This is a genomic window from Clostridium amazonense, from assembly GCF_056431285.1.
This window is the reverse complement of sequence record NZ_JBWKMH010000033.1, coordinates 138,965-157,754: the sequence shown is the minus strand read 5'-3', so window position 1 is coordinate 157,754 and position 18,790 is coordinate 138,965. Positions and strand designations below refer to the sequence as shown.

The window sequence follows — 18,790 nt, the reverse complement described above, 5'->3', positions numbered from 1 at the left end:
TATATTTAAAGGGTTTTTGATGAATTTGTAGAATTATAAGAGTGTGGTTATAATAAAGTTAATATTATAAAATATTTATTAATATTAACAAATTTTATAATATATATTAAAAATATTAAATTATTAATTATTAAATTTAAAATATTTAAAATTTATTGGGGGTAGGGAACCATGGATACTAAATCTTATATTGAACAAGTTCTAGAAAATGTAAAGAAAAGAAACAGTGGAGAGCCTGAATTCATTCAAGCTGTTGAGGAAGTTTTACACTCATTAACTCCTGTTTTAGACAAACATCCAGAATACATTGAATCAAATCTTTTAGAAAGATTCTGTGAACCAGAAAGACAAATAATGTTTAAAGTGCCTTGGACAGACGATAATGGCAATGTTCATGTAAATAGAGGTTTCAGAGTACAATTTAATGGATGTATAGGACCTTACAAAGGTGGTTTAAGATTCCATCCATCAGTTTACTTAGGAATAATCAAATTCTTAGGATTTGAACAAATATTAAAGAACTCATTAACAGGTCTTCCAATAGGTGGAGGTAAAGGTGGTTCAGACTTCGACCCAAGAGGTAAATCAAATGCTGAAATAAGAAGATTCTGCGAAAGCTTTATGACTGAATTATACAGACATATAGGACCAGACGTAGACGTTCCAGCTGGAGATATGGGTGTTGGAGCTAGAGAAGTAGCTTACTTATATGGACAATATAGAAGAATAAGAGGAGCTTTTGAAAATGGAGTTATTACTGGTAAAGGATTATCATTTGGTGGTAGCTTAGTAAGACCAGAAGCAACAGGATTTGGTGTAACTTACTTCTGTGAAGAAATGTTACAACATGTAGGAACAACAATAAAAGGAAAAACAGTAGCTATATCAGGATTTGGTCAAGTTGCTTGGGGCGTTTGTAAAAAAGTTGCACAACTTGGTGGTAAAGTTATAACAATATCTGGACCAGACGGATATGTTTATGATAAAGACGGAGTTGTTACTGACGAAAAAATAGATTACTTATTAGAAATGAGAGCTTCAGGAAGAGATAAAGCTCAAGATTATGCAGATAAATTTGGTTGTGAATTCCATGCAGGAGAAAAACCATGGGGAGTTAAAGCTGACGTTATAATTCCAGCAGCAACTCAAAATGATATACGTATAGAACATGCTAAACAAATAGTTGCAAATGGAACTAAATATATTTGTGAAGCAGCTAACATGCCATGTACTAACGAAGCAGTTCAATACTTCTTAGACAATGGTTTAGTAGTAGGACCTGCTAAAGCAGCTAATGCTGGTGGAGTTTCAGTTTCAGCTTTAGAAATGGCTCAAAACAGCATGAGATATTCTTGGACAGCAGAAGAAGTTGATGCAAAACTTCATCAAATAATGAAAGATATCCATAACAATGCTAAAAATGCAGCTGAAACTTATGGATTTGGATATAACTTAGTTGCTGGTGCTAACATAGCTGGTTTCTTAAAAGTAGCTGAAGCTATGTACTTACAAGGAATATACTAATAGAAGTTAAATATACACAAAAGAAACTGATTTTTAAAAGTCAGTTTCTTTTTATGTGTGCATTTACTTTAAAACTCTGAGTTAAACTAAAAAACAATGTATAATAAATAATTTCTATGTATAAACTAAAGAAAAATTCAGAGGTGGTTATTATGAAGAATAAAGATAATAAAAATGCATTTACTAATATAGCAGCTATAGGAAATTTCACTAAAAATGCTGTAGAAAATTTTGAAGAAAATATAGTAAAAGAAAAAGATTATCTTGAAAAAACAGGAGTAAAAAAAAGAGGAAGTTCTAAGTAATCAAAGTTAAATCCTATTAGTATCAAAATCTAATAGGATTTTTTATTATATAATAATTTGAATTCTTTATATAAAAAGATCAAAGAAAAAGTGATGTTTACCATCACTTTTCGCTCTTACTTTTTACTTAGATGCTAATATAGGGTTCCAAGCTGAAAAATGAAATTATTCAAATAATAAATGAGAATAGCAGTATTCCAAGAAACAGTAATTATTTAAAACGTTATTCATAAAAACTTCAAAGAAACTCTAATAAATTTGCCATTTTATTTCCAAGACTAAACGGCTGAATCGACGTCCTGTCTAGGCAGTCGCTGAACCCGTCCTTGGGTTCAGGTCTTGAAAATAAAACACAAATTAATAAGATTTTCTAAATCAATTTTTAAAGAAATACTAATTTAAATAATTCCTGTTCCTTGATGAAAGAAAAAAGTTTTTCAATTGATAAATGTGTTATTTTAAATTTGAACTTGGAACCCTATATAGGAATACAAGTTTAAACTTTAAATTATTCATGTTTTAGTTGAGAATTTTAATTAATTTAATTGAAAATTGAAAGTTGAAAATGAATGTAAAAATTGGAGATTCAATTTTAAAAATGATTTTTTATTAAATCTGCAGAGCAAATTAGTTGAAAACAATATAAAAACGTAGTTTTTAAGCATTTCTATTTTTAGATATTAAAAGCGAAGTGAGTAATACCAACTATAACTTTTCACTTTTCACTCTTAACTTTTACTTGGTTCCAAATATAAAAATAAAAATAAACTGTAAGATTAGTAATATCATTTGAGAAACCTATTATTTAAAATTTTAGATTGGAACTCTATAACAATATTATAGTTTTGATCAATAATTAAGTATGAAGTGATTATTTATAAAAAATAAATTAACTTAGATTAAATTGATAAAAATAATTTAATACTTGTTTGTATATAGAATTTTGGAGTATAATTTATAAGTTGAGTATAAATAAAAACAATGTAAATTAAACATTAAATGAATAAAAAAAGAAGTCTATTTTAAATATTTATAACACTATTAAATTATAAAAATAGATATAACTTATATAATAGGTGGTGAAGCAATGTCAAAGGTTATTGTGATAGGTGGAGGTCCAGCAGGTATGATGGCTGCTATTTCTGCTTCGCAAAATCATGAGGTTTTATTAATAGAAAGAAATGAAAAGTTAGGTAAAAAACTTTTTATAACAGGAAAAGGACGTTGTAATGTTACAAATGGGAAAGATATAGGTGAGTTTATAGAACATATACCTACTAATCCATATTTCTTATATAGTGCATTATATACATTTACAAATGAAGATACTATGAACTTTTTTGAAAGTAGAGGTACTAAGTTGAAAGTTGAAAGAGGAGATAGAGTATTTCCACTTTCCGATAAATCTTCAGATATAATAAAAACATTAGAAAACGAAATAAGAAAATCAAATATAAAAGTAATGACTAATAGCAAAGTTGTAAACTTTACATTAAAAAATGATAAAATTACTGAAGTTATATTAGAAGATGGACGTAAAATAGAAGGCGATCATTTTATAATTTGTGGTGGTGGAGCATCATATCCTCAAACTGGTTCAGATGGTAGTATGCTATCTTTAATGGAAAATATGGGACATAATATTGTAGAATTAAAACCATCACTAGTGCCAATAGAATTAAAGGATGATTTTATTAAAGAACTTCAAGGATTATCATTAAAAAATGTTGAACTTATTATAAGAAATAGTAAAAATAAAGTTGTTTTTAAAGAACTTGGTGAAATGTTATTTACTCATTTCGGAATATCAGGTCCACTAGTTTTAAGTGCTAGTAGTAACATTAAAGGAAATGAGAAATATAAAATATCAATTAATTTTAAACCGGCTTTAAGTATAGATGAATTAGATAAAAGAGTTCAAAAAGATTTTAAAGAAAATATGAATAAAGATTTCAAAAATTCATTGGATAACTTATTTCCTAAAAAGCTTATTCCAGTTATGATAAATTTAAGTGGAATACCAGAAGAAAAGAAAGTTAATGTAATAACAAAAGAAGAGAGAAAAAACTTTATAGATTTAATACATGATTTTAAATTAGAATATAAAGGATTAAGACCAGTTGCAGAAGCTATTGTAACATCTGGTGGTGTGAATACTAAAGATATAGATCCATCCACTATGAAATCAAAAATAATAAACAATTTAAGTTTTGCAGGTGAAATAATAGATGTAGATGCTTATACTGGAGGATATAATGTCCAAATAGCTTTTTCTACAGGACACTTAGCAGGAATGAAATTAGGAGAGTAATTAATATGTTATCTATTAGGGGCGCAATAACAATACAAAAAAATACAGTAGAAGAGATAGAAAATAATACGCTAGAGCTTATTGAAAAATTAATAGAAGAAAATAAATTAGATTTAGATAAAATAAAAGTATTACTGTTCTCATGTACTAATGATATAAATAAGGCATATCCTGGTGCTTTTGTACGCAAGCATTTTGGGCTTGATAAAGTTAGTATTATGCACTTTAATGAAATGGAAGTAGAAAATTCCTTAAATTTATGTATAAGAGTTACTGTTTTAAGTGATGAAGAAGATAGAGATGTAAAATTTATATATTTAAAAGGTGCGTCAAATTTAAGAAAAGATATAAAATAATAAATTATAAAGAAATATGCATATTGAAAGTAGATTTCTTAAATACTATATATATTAGGAAGGAAGATTTATAGATGAGTATGTCAGTTGCCATAGATGGACCAGCAGGAGCAGGAAAAAGTACAATTGCAAAAATTGTAGGAGAAAAATTTAATTTAATGTATATAAATACTGGTTCAATGTATAGAGCAATAACTTATATTGCTATGAATAAAAACATTTCTCCAAGTGATAAACAAGGACTTATGGAAGTTTTAAATAGTGTAGAAATGCATTTTGATGGAGATAATCTTATTTTAAATGGAGAAGATATAACTGAAAAACTTACTATGCCAGTTATAAGCAATAATGTTTCTAATTATGCAAAAATACCAGAAGTTAGAGAAAAACTTGTTAAAATGCAACAAGATATAGCTAAAAAATATGATGTTATAATGGATGGAAGAGATATAGGAACCGTTGTTTTAAAGGATTCTAAGTTCAAATATTATTTAACAGCAACTGCAGAAACAAGAGCTCAAAGAAGATTTGAAGAATTAAAATCTAAAAATATAGAAGTTAATTTTAATGATTTATTAGAAGATATAAAGAAGAGAGATTATATAGATTCTACAAGAGAAAAAGATCCACTAGTAAAAGCAGATGATGCTATAGAAATAGATTCATCTAATTTAGGAATAGATGATGTTGTAGAGGTTATATCTAATAATATTAAAGAGAAAATTTCTAAATAATATTAGTTAATTTTTATATAATATGTTAAAATGATAGTAGGTGCAATATCAAGGTGGTGATTACATGAGACAAATACTTTTAGCAAAGGAAGCAGGATTTTGTTTTGGGGTAAAAAGAGCAGTTGATACAGCTTTAAATAAGAAAAAGGAATATAAAAACAAAATATATACTTTAGGACCTTTAATACATAATAATGATGTTGTAAATTTGCTTGAAGAGAATAATATATATCATATAGATATTAATGGTATAGACAACCTTAAAGAAGGTGATGTAATAATAATAAGATCCCATGGAATATCAAAGAGTATTCTTGAAAAGTTGCATTCTAAAAAGTTAAATGTAGTAGATGCTACATGTCCCTATGTAACAAAAATTCAAATGAAAGTAAAAGAATACTACGACTTAGGATATGGAATTTTAATAGTAGGAGATAAAGATCATCCAGAAGTTATTGGAATTAATGGATGGTGCAATAATACTGCTATAATATCAAAAGGTGATGAGTTATTACAAAATTTGCCTAAAAAAATATTTGTAGTATCACAAACAACTGAAAAACAATGTAACTTTGACAAAGTTTTAGATATGGTTAGTGATAAGTGCTCTGAAGTTGTTGCATTAAACACTATATGTAATGCAACAGAGGTAAGGCAAAAAGCAGCAAATGACTTATCAAAAGAAGTAGATACTATGGTTGTTATAGGTGGATATAATAGCTCAAATACAACTAAACTTTATGAAATATGTAAGAAAAATTGTAAAAATACAATCCATGTAGAGAATGCTGGTGAAATACCGATGGAATTTATACATAAAGCAAATAAGATAGGTATAACAGCAGGAGCATCAACACCAGATTGGATAATTAAGGAGGCTGTGTTAAAAATGAAAAATGAAGTTATGGAAAATGAAATGTTACAATACGAAGCGTATATGAATAATAATATGGAGCTTAGAGTTGGAAAAGTTATAAAAGGTGAGGTTTTCAAAGTTTCTGAAAAGGAAGCATATTTAACAATAACAGGAGCTAAAAATGAAGGGTTACTTCCAATAGCTGAAGTTACTAAAGATGAAAATGCAAAATTAAATGAAATAATAAATGTTGGTGAAATGATAGAAGCCAAAATTATAAGTGTTAAGAATTCTGATGGATATATAGTTGTTTCAAGAATAGAAATTGAAAGAGAAGGAATCCAAAAAGAATTAAAATCTATATTTGAAAACAAAGAAGAGATAGAAGTTAAAATAACAAATGAAGTAAAAGGCGGAGTTATAGCTACATATAAAGGAATAAGAGTATTTATACCTGCATCTCACATTTCACTTGAAAAAGTTAATAATTTATCTGAGTACATGAACAAAACTATAAAAGTAAAAATAATAGAATTTGAAAAACAAAGAAATGGAATGAAAATAGTTGGTTCAAGAAGAGAAATTCTTCAAGGTGAAAAAGATAAAAAAGAAGAGCAAACTTGGAACAATCTTGAAAAAGATACTGTAGTTGAAGGTATAGTAAGAAGAATATCTAGTTTTGGAGCATTCGTAGAAGTTCAAGGAGTAGATGGTTTACTTCATATATCTGAAATGTCATGGAATAAAGTTGTAAGTCCTAAAGAAGTAGTTAAAATAGGTGAAACTATAAAAGTTTACGTATTAGATGTAGATAAAGAAAACAAAAAACTTGCTTTAAGTTTAAAAAAATTACAAGAAAATCCATGGTCAAATGTAAATGAAAAATATCCAGTTGGTAATGTAGTACTTGGAAAAGTAGTTAGATTTGCTGACTTTGGAGCATTTGTTGAATTAGAACCAGGTGTAGATGGATTAGTTCATATTTCTCAAATCAGCGATAAAAAAGTTGATAGACCAAGCTCAGTATTAAAAGTAGGTCAAGAAATAAAAGCTGTTATATTAGAAACAAATGAAGAAACAAAGAGAATTTCTTTAAGCATTAAAGCAGTAGACGAAATGTAATAAAGAATGATTTTAAGATACATGGCAGGTAATTTGTCATGTATCTTATTGATTTATAAGATAAAATAAAAACCCTATAGTTTGTGATATGGAGAGTTATACAAGGAAAATGTACAAATATGAATTTTTAAACCTAAAAAATTTGAAGAATTTAAAGGAATTAATAGCAAAAGATATAATACATAGTCATTTAGAAAAGAAATTTATTGATGAGTATGAGGAGTTATCATTTATATATAAACTTTTTTATAGAAAAAATATCGTACTATTAAAAATGAACAAAGAATATATAGGTTATATGTGGGTAGTAAGATATGAAGAAAATAAATATAAAATAAATAGAATAATGTTAAATGTAGAAAATAATATAGATAGTGTATCATTATACAGGGGGTTTTTTTATAAATTTCCAAAGGATAGATATTTTGAAATAGATGAGATAGATTTAGAAGAGGGTTTAAAAGAGGAAAAAATGCTAATTAAAGTAGGGTTTACTGAAGTAGAATCAGTATGTAATATGAAAAAGTCGGATTTGAAATATTGTGATTTAGATTTAGGTGAAGAACTTAGTTTTAAAAGCTTTGTCAAGGGCGTAGATGAAGAACTAAGATGTAACATTCAAAATGATATTTTTAGAAATAAAAATAGAATAGATTTAGATATTCAAGATATCATACTTGAAGAAAGTCAAGATTATTATTTAGAAGATACTTCATTCTTTTTAATGTTTAACAATGAAGCAATAGGATATGGTCAACTTATTTTAGAAGAAAAGGGCCTTTTTATAGTTAATTTAGGAATAATAGAGAAATTTAGAGGAAATGGATACAGTAAGCTTATAATACAAAAGATGATTAATGTAGCTTTAGATATGGGGCATAGTGAAGTATATTTAAAGTGCAGTGGAAACAATTATCCTGCATTAAAAGTTTATAAAGATTCAGGTTTTGAAGTGATGAAAAATGATAAAAAATTTTCATTTCAAAACAAAAAAAGATAAATTGATGTCAATTTATCTTTTTTTATTAATTTTTAGATTATTTAATCTTTAAGTTTCTATATTTTTCAAGTCCTAATGCTAATATATCCATAGCATCTGCTATAGCATCTACATTTAAGCAGTAAGAAAGTCTAATTTCGTTCTTTCCAAGTCCAGGAGTTGAGTAGAATCCTTCAGCAGGAGCAACCATAACAGTTTTACCTTCATGATTGAAATCACACAACATAAATTTAGCAAAATCTTCGCCATCTTCAATTGGTAATTTAGCCATTATATAAAATGCTCCAGTAGGTTTTTCACATACGATATCTGGAATTTTACATAATTTATCATACATTACATTTCTTCTGTTGTCATATTCTGCTTTTACTTTTTCAAAATATTCTTTAGGTGTATTTATTAAGTTAGCAGCTGCAACTTGCTCTACTGTTGGAACACAAAGTCTTGCTTGACATATTTTTAAGATTTGAGCTATAAGTTCTTTGTTTTTAGATGCAACTAAACCAATTCTAGCACCACATGCACTATAACGTTTAGAAATACTATCTATTAATATAACTCTATCTAATACATCATCCATATATAAAGCAGAAGTGTATTTTAAATCATCATATACGAATTCTCTATAAACTTCGTCAGAAATAAGATAAATATCATGCTCTTTAGCTATATCAGCAAGCATTCTTATTTCTTCTTTTGTGTAAACAACTCCAGTTGGATTTCCTGGGTTAGAAATCATTATGGCTTTAGTTTTATCAGTTATTTTGCTTACAATCTCTTCTTTAGCTGGTAAGTGAAATCCATTTTCAGCTTTTGTTAAGAATGGAACAACATTTACTCCGGCAACTTGAGCAAATCCATTATAGTTAGCATAGAATGGTTCAGGAATTATAATTTCATCACCAACATCTGCAATAGCCATAAATGCTAAAGATATTGCTTCAGAACCACCAGCAGTAACTAATAATTCATCTTTATCAAAGTCTATATTCCATTCTTTGTAATATTTTCTAAAGCTTTCAATAGTATCATCAATACCTTGAGATTGAGCATACTTTAAAACAGATTCATTATAATTTTTGATACCTTCTATAAAAGTTGAAGGTGTTTCAATATCAGGTTGACCGATATTAAGATGATAAACTTTAATTCCTCTCTTTTTAGCTTCATTAGAATAAGGAACTAATTTACGAATTGATGAATAGTTCATTTCTTGAATACGATTTGAAAATTTCATTATTTTTTAATCCTCCATCTGTTAAAACAAATTATTTTGATTTAAGTTATTGTCAATGGAATCATTTACAGTGTCACAAAAGGAATTTGAGCAACACTTAACATCAAACACGGACATGTTTTTGCGCCTACCATTGAAATAACCTCTGTCACCTATACCATTATAAACATTAACAGTTTTATATTCACTATCATTTTTAACATTTCTCATAAAAATCCCTCCTTATATCTATATAATTCCCTATAAAGAGTAATTTTATAAAAAATATTTCAAGTATAACTGTGAAAATAAATAAAACATGTTAAATTTTTATTATAATTATATATATAAATCATACATCAAAATTTAAGTTATGAAAAGTATGATTTGTAAAAAAAGTAAGAAAATAAGTTTATATTTAATGATTAAACTTATTTTAGGCATAAAAAACCAAAAAGGTTCAAACTTTAAAATTTAACTTATTCATATAAATATTGGCAAAATTTTAAGCATAATACATAGTAGTCATAAAATTAAGAAATAAATATATAAGTTAAAATTATAATGTTTGAACCTAGTTGTATAGCGAAACAATAATAATTTTAAAATCAAAAATAAATTAAAATTTAAGTATATTTTCATTTTAAAATATTATTATATGTTTCACTTTAAAAAGTATTTCAGTTTTTAAATAAATAACTTTAGAAATATAATTGTAAATTTATATAAGTTAAAGATTTCATTTACAATTTATTCACATTAAAATAATTTTCCAAAGTAAATTATAAAATTTTAATTATTATCTTTAGCAGCAGCACTTTCTTCTAAAGAACTACAGCAAGAACATTTATAGTATTTATCAAGAACTTTTCCAAGTCTCTTAACACCTTCAACTATTTTATCTTCACTCATGTTTGAATAATTAAGTCTGAAGTAATTTGATTTTTCTCCGTTAGGGAAGAATGATTTACCTGGAACATAAGCTACTTTTTCTTTTAAAGCATCTTGCATTATAACAGCAGCATCTAAATCTTCTCTAAGTTCTACCCAAGTGAATAATCCACCTTCAGGTATAGTGAATTTAACATCTTTAGGGAAATAAAGCTTCATATTTTCAATCATTAAATCTCTACGTTTTCTATAAACTTCAACAATAGAAGCTATATGTTCATCTAAATTATATTTTTCCATGTACCTTGCAGCTATAACTTGACTTAAAGTATTACATTGAAGGTCAGCACCTTGTTTTATCATAATATATTTTTGAAGTATTTCTTTATCTGCTACAATCCAGCCAAGTCTTAGACCAGGACAGAATGTTTTTGAGAAAGTACCAAGGTTTACAACATATCCTTTTTCATCAAAAGATTTAATTGGTGGTAATTTTTCATTGTCATATCTTAACTCACCATATGGACTATCTTCAATTACAGGTATTTCATAGTTTCCTGCAATTTCAGCTAAACGTTTTCTTCTTTCTAATGACATAGTTATTCCACTAGGATTTTGGAAATCAGGAATAGTATATATCATTTTTACATTATCATTTTCTTTTAATGCTTTTTCAAGTTCGCTTATAATCATGCCGTTTTCATCCATAGGTATTTCTATGAATTTAGGACCATAAGCTTTAAAAGCGTTTAAAGCACCAAGGTAACTTGGACTTTCGCAAAGAATTACATCCCCTTCATTTATGAAAAGCTTTGCAGAAAATTCTAAACCTTGTTGAGAACCATTAGTAATCATTATGTTAGAAATATCGCATTTTATTCCAGCTGGAGCTAATCTTTGTTCCACAATTATTTTTCTAAGTGGATTAAAACCTTCAGTAGTAGCATATTGAAGAGCAAAAGCACCTTCATTTGTTAAAACATCCTTTGCAACTTCTGCTAGTTTTTCTTTTGGAAATAATTCTGGAGCAGGTAATCCACCAGCAAATGAAATTATTTCTGGTTCTGCAGTTAATTTTAAAAGCTCTCTAATTTCAGAAGCTTTTATGTTAGACATTCTTTCAGCAAATTTTATATTCATGATTTGCACCCCCATAAAAAGTAAAAAAATTTAACATACCCCAACAATATGAAAATTAGCAAAATTCTAAAAATTCACATTAACTTAATTATACAGTAAATATAAAATTTTTCAATAATACAATAAAAATTAAATATTCAAAAAATAAATTTTGTTGTATAAAATGTAAAAAGGATTATTAATTGAAAATAAATATTATGGCTAGCATTAAAAAACTTTAATTATATATAGAAATTATATATAATATAATGGTTATAGTCTTATTCAAAAATATATTTATTAATGTAATTTTATTTTGAATATGATGTAAATAAATTGATTATAATTTCACAAAGGAGAATGATTAGATGAAAAATAAATTAAAATATTTTATAGAAACTTGGGGTTGTCAATTGAACTAAGTTAGTAGGAATATAAATCAAGTAAAATAGCCATAAAAGCTATTTTTTTTATGTAAAATTTTAATGACTTTAGAATTAAAGTAGATTAATTGAAAAAATATCAGTAGTTATATATAATTAAAATGTGGTAAAATATATTCTTATACATTATTATTAGGTGGTATCAAAAGTATGATATATAAGATGAAGTTATTAGAAAGAGAATTTAATAGAATAATATATGATGATAAGAGATTTGAAGTTAGACTTTGTGATGAAAAAAGAAATAAACTTAAAGTTGGAGATAAAATTAATTTTTATAAACTCCCTGATTTAAATGATTTTATATTAGTTGAAATAATAAAAATATATAAATTTAAAACATTTAGAGATGTATATGATAATTTTCCACAAGAATGTTTTGGATATAAAAATTTAACTAAAGAAAAGATATTAAATAATATATATAATATTTACTCAACCAAGGAAGAAATAGCTTTAGGAGTTATGGTTATAAATTTTAAATTAATTAATTAAAAAAATTGGGGGATTAATAATGGGAGAACAAGATGCAATAAAAAGAAAGAAATTTAATGAAATTGATTTAAATGATGATTTTTTTGAAAGTTTAAAGTCATCTTATCCAGGGTTTGAAGAATGGTTTCAAAGAAAGGGAGAAAAAGGAGAATTTGCTTTTGTATTAGAGGATGATGGAATTCAAGGATTTTTGTACTTAAAAGAGGAAAATGAAAGTGATGATAGTATAGAACCTAAGTTAAATGAAGGTAGAAAATTAAAGGTGGGAACTTTTAAAATTAAAGCACATGGAACTAAATTAGGAGAACGATTTATAAAGATAATAATTGATGAAATGTTTAAAAATGATTTTAAAGAAGCGTATGTAACTATTTTTGAAGAGCATGAAGCATTAATAAATTTATTAGTTAAGTATGGTTTTGTATATCATGGAATGAAGAATAGTAAGGCTGGAAATGAGAATGTGTATGTAAAATCCATAGAAGTAACATATAATGATATATTAAAAGATTATCCTAAAATGAAAATTGAAAATAATAAAAAATTTCTACTGTCTATAATGCCCAAGTTTCATACTAGAATGTTCCCAGATTCAAAATTAAAAACTGAAACAGAACATAATATTGATGATATATCATTTACTAATAGTATAGAAAAGATATATCTTTCAGGAGCAAATTTAAGCAAGTATGGTAGAGGAGATTTAGTTGTCATTTATAGAACAGCTGATTTTGGAAAAAAGGCTGAATATTCATCAGTTGCATCTTCAATATGTGTTGTAGAGGAAATTAAACACATAGACGAGTTTAAAAATTATGATGAATTTTATGATTACTGTAAGAAACATAGTGTTTTTAGTGAAAGCGAATTAGAGGAGTTTTGGAATAAAAAGAAATATAAGTATTTAATAAAAATGTTATATAATATGGCTCTAAATAAAAGACCAATAAGAAAGCAACTTATAGAAGATGTTGAGATGAATAGGTATGATCGTTGGGTTGCTGTACAATTAACAGATGAACAATTTTTAAAAATATTAGAATTAGGTGAGGTAAATGAAAGTTTTATTATCAATTAAACCACAATATGTAGAAAAGATATTTGAAGGTGAAAAAAGGTTTGAATATAGAAGAAGTTTATTTAAAAGACAAGATATTGATACTATAGTTGTTTATGCTACTAAACCAGTTGGTAAGGTTATAGGGGAATTTACAATTGACGAAGTATTGCAGGGGACTCCCCAGTTTATATGGGAAAAGACTAAGCAATATTCTGGAATAGACGAAAAAGATTATGTTGAATACTTTAAAGAAAAAGATAAAGGATTTGCTATAGCTATAAAAAATACATTAATATATCAGCAGCCTTTGGAGTTGTTAGAATTAGATCCTAAAATAAAATGTGCCCCTCAATCATTTAGATATATTTAAAATATAAGGGGAGTGGGGAATGGATAGTAAGATTATATTTATTGCGGGGATTCATGGTGTTGGTAAAACTACACTTTGTAAAAAAATAAGTAATCAAATTTTATTAAAACATTATTCAGCGGGTAGCTTAATAGCTAAAATGAATTCTAAAGAATTAACAAATGATAAAAGTGTTAAAAATATAGAAAACAATCAATATAGCTTAATAGAATCTATAAATGAATATTTAGTAGATGATGAATACTATATATTGGATGGACATTTTTGTTTAATAGATAAAGAGAAAAAGATAGGAAGAATACCTATTGATACATTTATGAAAATTCCTATGGTAGAAATAATTGTTTTGAAGGATTCACCTGAAAATATATGTGAAAAGATAAAAGATAGAGATTTTAAAACGTATAATTTGAATTTTATCAGTGAATTTCAGAAACAAGAAGTAGAATATGCTAAATATATTGCAAGAGAATTAGGAATAAAATGTAGTGTTTTTGATATTTCAGATGAAGAATGTATAGTTAAATATGTAAACAATATTACAACTTAACATGAAATGTATTGAAATAAAAAGCATAAGAAATAAAATCTTATGCTTTTTATTTATGAGTTATATATAAATTTACTTTCTAATCCATTTTTAAATTTTATACTTAAAATCTTTTTATTTTTAACAATTATTGTATCAATTATTTTATTTGCAAATTCTTTAAGGTTTTCTCTACCAGCATCAATTACTAAGTTTTTATAATTTATATCTTCATTTTTAGTCATGTTAGATATTCGATTTGTTAATAGTGCCATATCAGCTAATAAAATAAAGTTTAATTCATCAGATGGAATAATATTCTTTTTTAATTCGGATAGCTTAGAATTGATTTCAGATAGCTTAGAATTGATTTTATTCTTTTTTATTAGATAGTCTTTTTCAGACATAGCTTCATCATCAAATAAATATAAATCTTCCAATCTTTCTAAAGCTCTTTCAAATTTATTCTTTTCCTTTTTAAAATTGTCTAATTCAAAACTATTATTATTGTTTTCACTATCAGTATCATTTACTTTTTTAAACTTATTGGAAGGGGAGAAGCATACAGCATTGTATATATCTTCAATGTTTTCAATTCCAACTACATCTTTAAATGGTAATCCAGTTAGAAGTGATGATTCTAATTTAGCTATAGTTGGTTTTCTTAATGTTTTATAAACAGTAATTAAATTAGAAATATAATTAAAAGTAAAACTTCCTATAATATTTTCATTAACTGTTTTTTGATTGCAGCCTAAATGATTATATCTACCACTACACCAATAGAAGGAAGGGATAAAACCATCCTGATTAGGCTTGTCCTGCTTTGAATAGAAAGAGTGATGACATTCACCACATTCTAATAATCCAGCAAAAACATGAATTTTAACATTTCCCCTAAATCTAGCATTATTTCTTTGTGCATTAACATCCATAATATCGTTACATTTTCCCCAAAGTTCTTTATCAATAATACCTTCATGATTATCTTCTAAAACTATCCATTCATTTTCTTTTTTCTTTTTACCATGGGCAGATTCACGATAATTATATCTATAAGTGCCTATGTAAAAAGGGTTTCTAATTATATCAGATATTGTTTTAGTGGTCCAGGCACCATTTTTCTTAGTTTTAATTCCATTTGAATTTAATAAATTTCTTACAGCAGAAGTTGATTTAGTATCTTTATAATTATTGAATATATATTTAACTGTAAGAGTTTCTTCTAGATCAGGAACAGGGAACTTAATTTCTTTATTCCACTTATAACCTAGAGGAACAGGAGCACCATTCCATAATCCTTTACTAGCTCTATCAAGCATAACAGATGTAACTCTTTCACCAGTTAGTTTTCTTTCAAGTTCAGCAAAGACTAAAATTATTTTAAGCATTGCTTCACCCATAGCAGAAGATGTGTCAAACTGTTCATTTTTGCTTACAAAAGTACAATTATATTTTTTAAGTTCTTCATACATATCACAAAAATCTAGTAAGTTACGAGATATTCTATCAATCTTCCATACAAGAAGATGAGAGAATTCACCATTTCTAATTTTAGTCATCATTTCCTGATATTTAGGTCTGTCTGTGTTTTTAGCAGAATATCCAGCATCCTCAAATATTTCATAATCCTTAGAACCAAGTACATATTCAGAGTAATTAATTAAATCTTGTTTTTGTAATGGTAGAGAGTCTTTATCAATTTGATGATGTGTAGAAACTCTAACATATATTGCTATTTTATTTTTCATAATAAACTCATTCCCTTCAAAACTGTTAAATAAGAAGAAAATGTGATAAAATACAAGTTGCTTACACAGGTATTAATATCACATTTTGGTTGTTATTAATATCAAGAGGATTGATGTATTTAGAAGTGCATCAATCCTTTATTTTTATGAGTGCATTGATAAAAGTACTGCTTTTTATTTAATAACTAGATAGCTAGTTACTCAAGATTTAATGATTTAAAATCAATATCTAGATCATTATAAATATTAACTTTTATCTTATCATCAAAAGTATATTGTTTAGGTTCTCCAAAACGTTGACCATTAAAAGAAAAAATAGATACTACTTTTTCCATTGGATTTACTATCCAATATTCTTTTACACCATATTTTTCATATAAAAATAATTTTTTAACATAATCATGACTAGCATTGCTAGGAGAAACTATTTCAATAATCATATCTGGTGTACCAGTGCAGCCTTTATCAGTTAATTTATTTTTATCACATATAATTGAAATATCAGGTTGAACCACATTTTTACTGCTATTTTCAATTTCACCTTCATTTACAAGAACTACATCAAAAGGAGCAGTATAAACTTCACATGGTCCATTATTAGATTTAATATAATTTCTTATTTCTGATGAAATTTCAATTATTATTTTTTGATGTATTCTGCTAGGAGCTGGATGATTGAATACTTGACCATCTAGTATTTCAAACACATCATCTTTATGAGCTTTTAAATAATCCTCATAAGTGTAAACTTGATTCTTATTTAATTCCATATATTCACATCCTTTTATTTTTCTTTCTTCTGAAATATTCTAGACAAATAACACCTTTGTTATTACAGTCTATTAGATGTTTTATATATATAATTCCTCAGATGTAAAATAAGAGGAATTGTATTTATCAGTAGTTATTGACATTTCATTAGTATATTTTTTCCTCATTATAAAATCTCCCATTTATCCATAGTTTTTTAATCTTTAAGCATGTTCTTTATCAGAAGCAGATTTATCATTTGGTTTGAAATTTAAAATTTTATCTCTAGTGTCTAATTGTTCAGGCTTCTTTCCAAGAACTTTAATTTCATGTTCTCTTTCAGCTTCAGCAATTTGTTCTTCAATGCTCTTTTCATTACTAGATGCATCTTCATATTCACAAGCACAATCTTCATTGTTTAGCGTTTCTTTAAATCTGTTAATAAGATTATTGATAAACTCATCTCTAAATTCTTCAGATACTTCAAAATAACTTTTAACAACAGACTCAACTATATTTTTTTCTAAATCTGTAGCTTTCTTTTGTTTTAAATATTCATCAAGAGAAAAGGTATCTGGCTCAATGAACATTTCACCAATACCGTCAAGAAGCCATTGCTCATTAATGTTAAATTCTTTACTAATTAATTTTATTAGAGAGTTTTTTTGCTCAGGTTTTGCAAGTCTATTTAATTCTATATTTGATATAACAGATCTTGTTACACCTAAATGTTTAGCAAATTCACTTTGGGTTAGTTTATTATCAGTTCTAACCTTTTTTATTCTTTCATACATTTCCATTTTATCACCTCCAGTCATAAGAAAATAATAACATTACAAAATGTGTTAGTCAACGCAAAAGAATAAAAATAAATTACAAATATGTATTGACTGACACTTGGTATAGATATATAATGTATTCATCAACACAAAATATAAAATTTAATTTCACTAAAAATTAATAAAGGAAGTGAAAAAATGGAAATTATTTTAAAAAAAGAAGAAAAGTCCAGAGTTAATAAAATAACTGATTTTGTATTATCTTTAGATATTAAAGACCAAGAAACTTTTGAGTTATTTAAAAGAAGCTTTGACCTAGGATTTGAATGGGGGAAACAATTTGGAAGCAAAAAAGAAGAAACTAAATTAAATTAATATAAGTGAAGGATGTATAAGAGCGAACACTTCTCGATAGGTCGGTGAAATCGTAATGGTGTAAATAATAGCTAAAAATGAGGGTAGCAACCTTAGGAAAAGAAAGTGAGGTTTTAAAGATGAAAAAAGATATTAAAGAGCGACTTAAAGAAATTGAATTTGATGAAATAGGAGCATTAGGTTTTGCGACAATGATATGTGGTGTGATTGTAAAACATAAACTTTCACTAAATCAAGCATATGTAACATTAGATTTAGTGAAAGATATATTGGCTAATGTACCGCTAGATATTAATACTTATAAAAGTGAATAGGAGGAATTGATAATGAATAAAGAGTTAAATGAAAAAAAGGAAATTGTAATAGAAAATTTAGTTGAGTTTATTAAAAGAGCTACAAAAGAAAATGCAACAGTTGCTGAAATTAATGCTTTACCAGGTGTTGCAAAAGCAGTATTAGAATTTCAATATCCATACAACCTTACATTTGGTGTTACAACAAAAAAATAAGAAGTTAAAAAGCGATGGGGGATTAATAAATGAGCAAAGAAAATGAGAGTGCATTAACTACTCTTGAAATGGAGGTTCAAGAGCAGTTAATAAACCAAATAGTAGATAAGAGAATGAAAAAACATACAAGAGTTCAAATGTGGTTAGCTATAGCACAATTATTCATTATTATAATTTATTTTCTTAGAACATGTGAGGTAGAGATATATGGCAATAGATTGATTGAACACTTAATTAATATTGATGGAACCTTAGATAGACTTGATGCAATTCTAAAAAGCATCTTATAGAAAAA

General features: G+C 26.4%; 21 protein-coding genes. 15 read left to right on the top strand and 6 right to left on the bottom strand.

What is annotated here, in order from left to right:
- Positions 1–171 precede the first annotated feature (171 nt).
- The 7 genes from gdhA (at position 172) to AC07E4_RS15240 (ending at position 8,208) form a co-directional block, all read left to right on the top strand.
- A complete protein-coding gene (gdhA, locus tag AC07E4_RS15270; RefSeq protein WP_040329217.1) occupies positions 172–1,524 on the top strand; it encodes an NADP-specific glutamate dehydrogenase in 1,353 nt (450 codons plus the stop codon).
- Between the two features lie 152 nt (positions 1,525–1,676).
- On the top strand, positions 1,677–1,829 hold the full coding sequence (locus AC07E4_RS15265; RefSeq protein WP_187372139.1) for a hypothetical protein: 153 nt from the start codon (positions 1,677–1,679) through the stop codon (positions 1,827–1,829).
- Between the two features lie 1,087 nt (positions 1,830–2,916).
- A complete protein-coding gene (locus AC07E4_RS15260; protein ID WP_478216876.1) occupies positions 2,917–4,140 on the top strand; it encodes a BaiN/RdsA family NAD(P)/FAD-dependent oxidoreductase in 1,224 nt (407 codons plus the stop codon).
- Between the two features lie 5 nt (positions 4,141–4,145).
- Positions 4,146–4,496 (top strand): chorismate mutase, encoded by a 351-nt coding sequence (aroH, locus tag AC07E4_RS15255; RefSeq protein WP_430829830.1) that lies wholly within the window; start codon positions 4,146–4,148, stop codon positions 4,494–4,496.
- 74 nt (positions 4,497–4,570) lie between these two features.
- Positions 4,571–5,230, top strand: coding sequence for a (d)CMP kinase (cmk, locus tag AC07E4_RS15250; protein ID WP_040329822.1), 660 nt, complete (start codon positions 4,571–4,573; stop codon positions 5,228–5,230).
- A gap of 64 nt (positions 5,231–5,294) precedes the next feature.
- Complete coding sequence (locus tag AC07E4_RS15245; protein WP_040329821.1) at positions 5,295–7,208, top strand: bifunctional 4-hydroxy-3-methylbut-2-enyl diphosphate reductase/30S ribosomal protein S1; 1,914 nt, start codon at positions 5,295–5,297, stop codon at positions 7,206–7,208.
- Between the two features lie 109 nt (positions 7,209–7,317).
- A complete protein-coding gene (locus tag AC07E4_RS15240; RefSeq protein WP_040329820.1) occupies positions 7,318–8,208 on the top strand; it encodes a GNAT family N-acetyltransferase in 891 nt (296 codons plus the stop codon).
- A gap of 37 nt (positions 8,209–8,245) precedes the next feature.
- Here AC07E4_RS15240 and AC07E4_RS15235 read toward each other — a convergent pair whose 3' ends face one another.
- From AC07E4_RS15235 to AC07E4_RS15225, 3 genes are all read right to left on the bottom strand, one after another.
- Positions 8,246–9,445, bottom strand: coding sequence for a pyridoxal phosphate-dependent aminotransferase (locus AC07E4_RS15235; protein WP_040329819.1), 1,200 nt, complete (start codon positions 9,443–9,445; stop codon positions 8,246–8,248).
- Positions 9,446–9,466: 21 nt separating this feature from the next.
- Positions 9,467–9,655 (bottom strand): hypothetical protein, encoded by a 189-nt coding sequence (locus tag AC07E4_RS15230; protein WP_040329818.1) that lies wholly within the window; start codon positions 9,653–9,655, stop codon positions 9,467–9,469.
- Between the two features lie 561 nt (positions 9,656–10,216).
- On the bottom strand, positions 10,217–11,455 hold the full coding sequence (locus AC07E4_RS15225; protein WP_478216875.1) for an aminotransferase-like domain-containing protein: 1,239 nt from the start codon (positions 11,453–11,455) through the stop codon (positions 10,217–10,219).
- 572 nt (positions 11,456–12,027) lie between these two features.
- Between AC07E4_RS15225 and AC07E4_RS15220 the strand changes: the two genes are divergently transcribed.
- Genes AC07E4_RS15220 through AC07E4_RS15205 form a run of 4 tightly spaced genes read left to right on the top strand, consistent with a single transcriptional unit; the run spans position 12,028 to position 14,352 of the window.
- Entirely contained in the window at positions 12,028–12,372 is a 345-nt protein-coding gene (locus AC07E4_RS15220; RefSeq protein ID WP_478216874.1) for an ASCH domain-containing protein, read from the top strand.
- Positions 12,373–12,391: 19 nt separating this feature from the next.
- Complete coding sequence (locus AC07E4_RS15215; protein WP_478216873.1) at positions 12,392–13,450, top strand: hypothetical protein; 1,059 nt, start codon at positions 12,392–12,394, stop codon at positions 13,448–13,450.
- The gene (locus AC07E4_RS15210; RefSeq protein ID WP_478216872.1) at positions 13,428–13,802 is read left to right on the top strand and encodes an ASCH domain-containing protein; all 375 of its coding nucleotides are present in this window, start codon (positions 13,428–13,430) and stop codon (positions 13,800–13,802) included. The genes AC07E4_RS15215 and AC07E4_RS15210 overlap by 23 nt, the downstream gene beginning before the upstream one ends.
- 19 nt (positions 13,803–13,821) lie before the next feature.
- Positions 13,822–14,352, top strand: a complete 531-nt coding sequence (locus AC07E4_RS15205) for an ATP-binding protein (protein WP_478216871.1) — start codon at positions 13,822–13,824, stop codon at positions 14,350–14,352.
- 53 nt (positions 14,353–14,405) lie between these two features.
- On the opposite strand, the gene AC07E4_RS15200 is transcribed toward AC07E4_RS15205, so the two are convergent.
- The 3 genes from AC07E4_RS15200 to AC07E4_RS15190 all read right to left on the bottom strand — a co-directional run bounded on the left by AC07E4_RS15200 (position 14,406) and on the right by AC07E4_RS15190 (position 17,632).
- Entirely contained in the window at positions 14,406–16,082 is a 1,677-nt protein-coding gene (locus tag AC07E4_RS15200; protein ID WP_478216870.1) for a recombinase family protein, read from the bottom strand.
- Between the two features lie 197 nt (positions 16,083–16,279).
- Positions 16,280–16,852 carry a Uma2 family endonuclease gene (locus AC07E4_RS15195; protein ID WP_478216869.1) on the bottom strand — a complete coding sequence of 191 codons (573 nt, stop codon included), beginning with the start codon at positions 16,850–16,852 and terminating at the stop codon, positions 16,280–16,282.
- A gap of 204 nt (positions 16,853–17,056) precedes the next feature.
- Positions 17,057–17,632 carry a helix-turn-helix domain-containing protein gene (locus AC07E4_RS15190; RefSeq protein WP_478216868.1) on the bottom strand — a complete coding sequence of 192 codons (576 nt, stop codon included), beginning with the start codon at positions 17,630–17,632 and terminating at the stop codon, positions 17,057–17,059.
- 177 nt (positions 17,633–17,809) lie between these two features.
- Here AC07E4_RS15190 and AC07E4_RS15185 point away from each other — a divergent pair, with 177 nt between their 5' ends.
- From AC07E4_RS15185 to AC07E4_RS15170, 4 genes are all read left to right on the top strand, one after another.
- Entirely contained in the window at positions 17,810–17,986 is a 177-nt protein-coding gene (locus AC07E4_RS15185; RefSeq protein ID WP_478216867.1) for a hypothetical protein, read from the top strand.
- A 119-nt stretch (positions 17,987–18,105) separates the two neighbouring features.
- Positions 18,106–18,300: a hypothetical protein gene (locus AC07E4_RS15180; RefSeq protein WP_478216866.1), complete on the top strand. Its 195-nt coding sequence runs from the start codon at positions 18,106–18,108 to the stop codon at positions 18,298–18,300.
- Positions 18,301–18,312: 12 nt separating this feature from the next.
- Positions 18,313–18,495: a hypothetical protein gene (locus tag AC07E4_RS15175; protein WP_478216865.1), complete on the top strand. Its 183-nt coding sequence runs from the start codon at positions 18,313–18,315 to the stop codon at positions 18,493–18,495.
- 29 nt (positions 18,496–18,524) lie between these two features.
- Positions 18,525–18,785 carry a hypothetical protein gene (locus AC07E4_RS15170; RefSeq protein WP_478216864.1) on the top strand — a complete coding sequence of 87 codons (261 nt, stop codon included), beginning with the start codon at positions 18,525–18,527 and terminating at the stop codon, positions 18,783–18,785.
- Positions 18,786–18,790 lie beyond the last annotated feature (5 nt).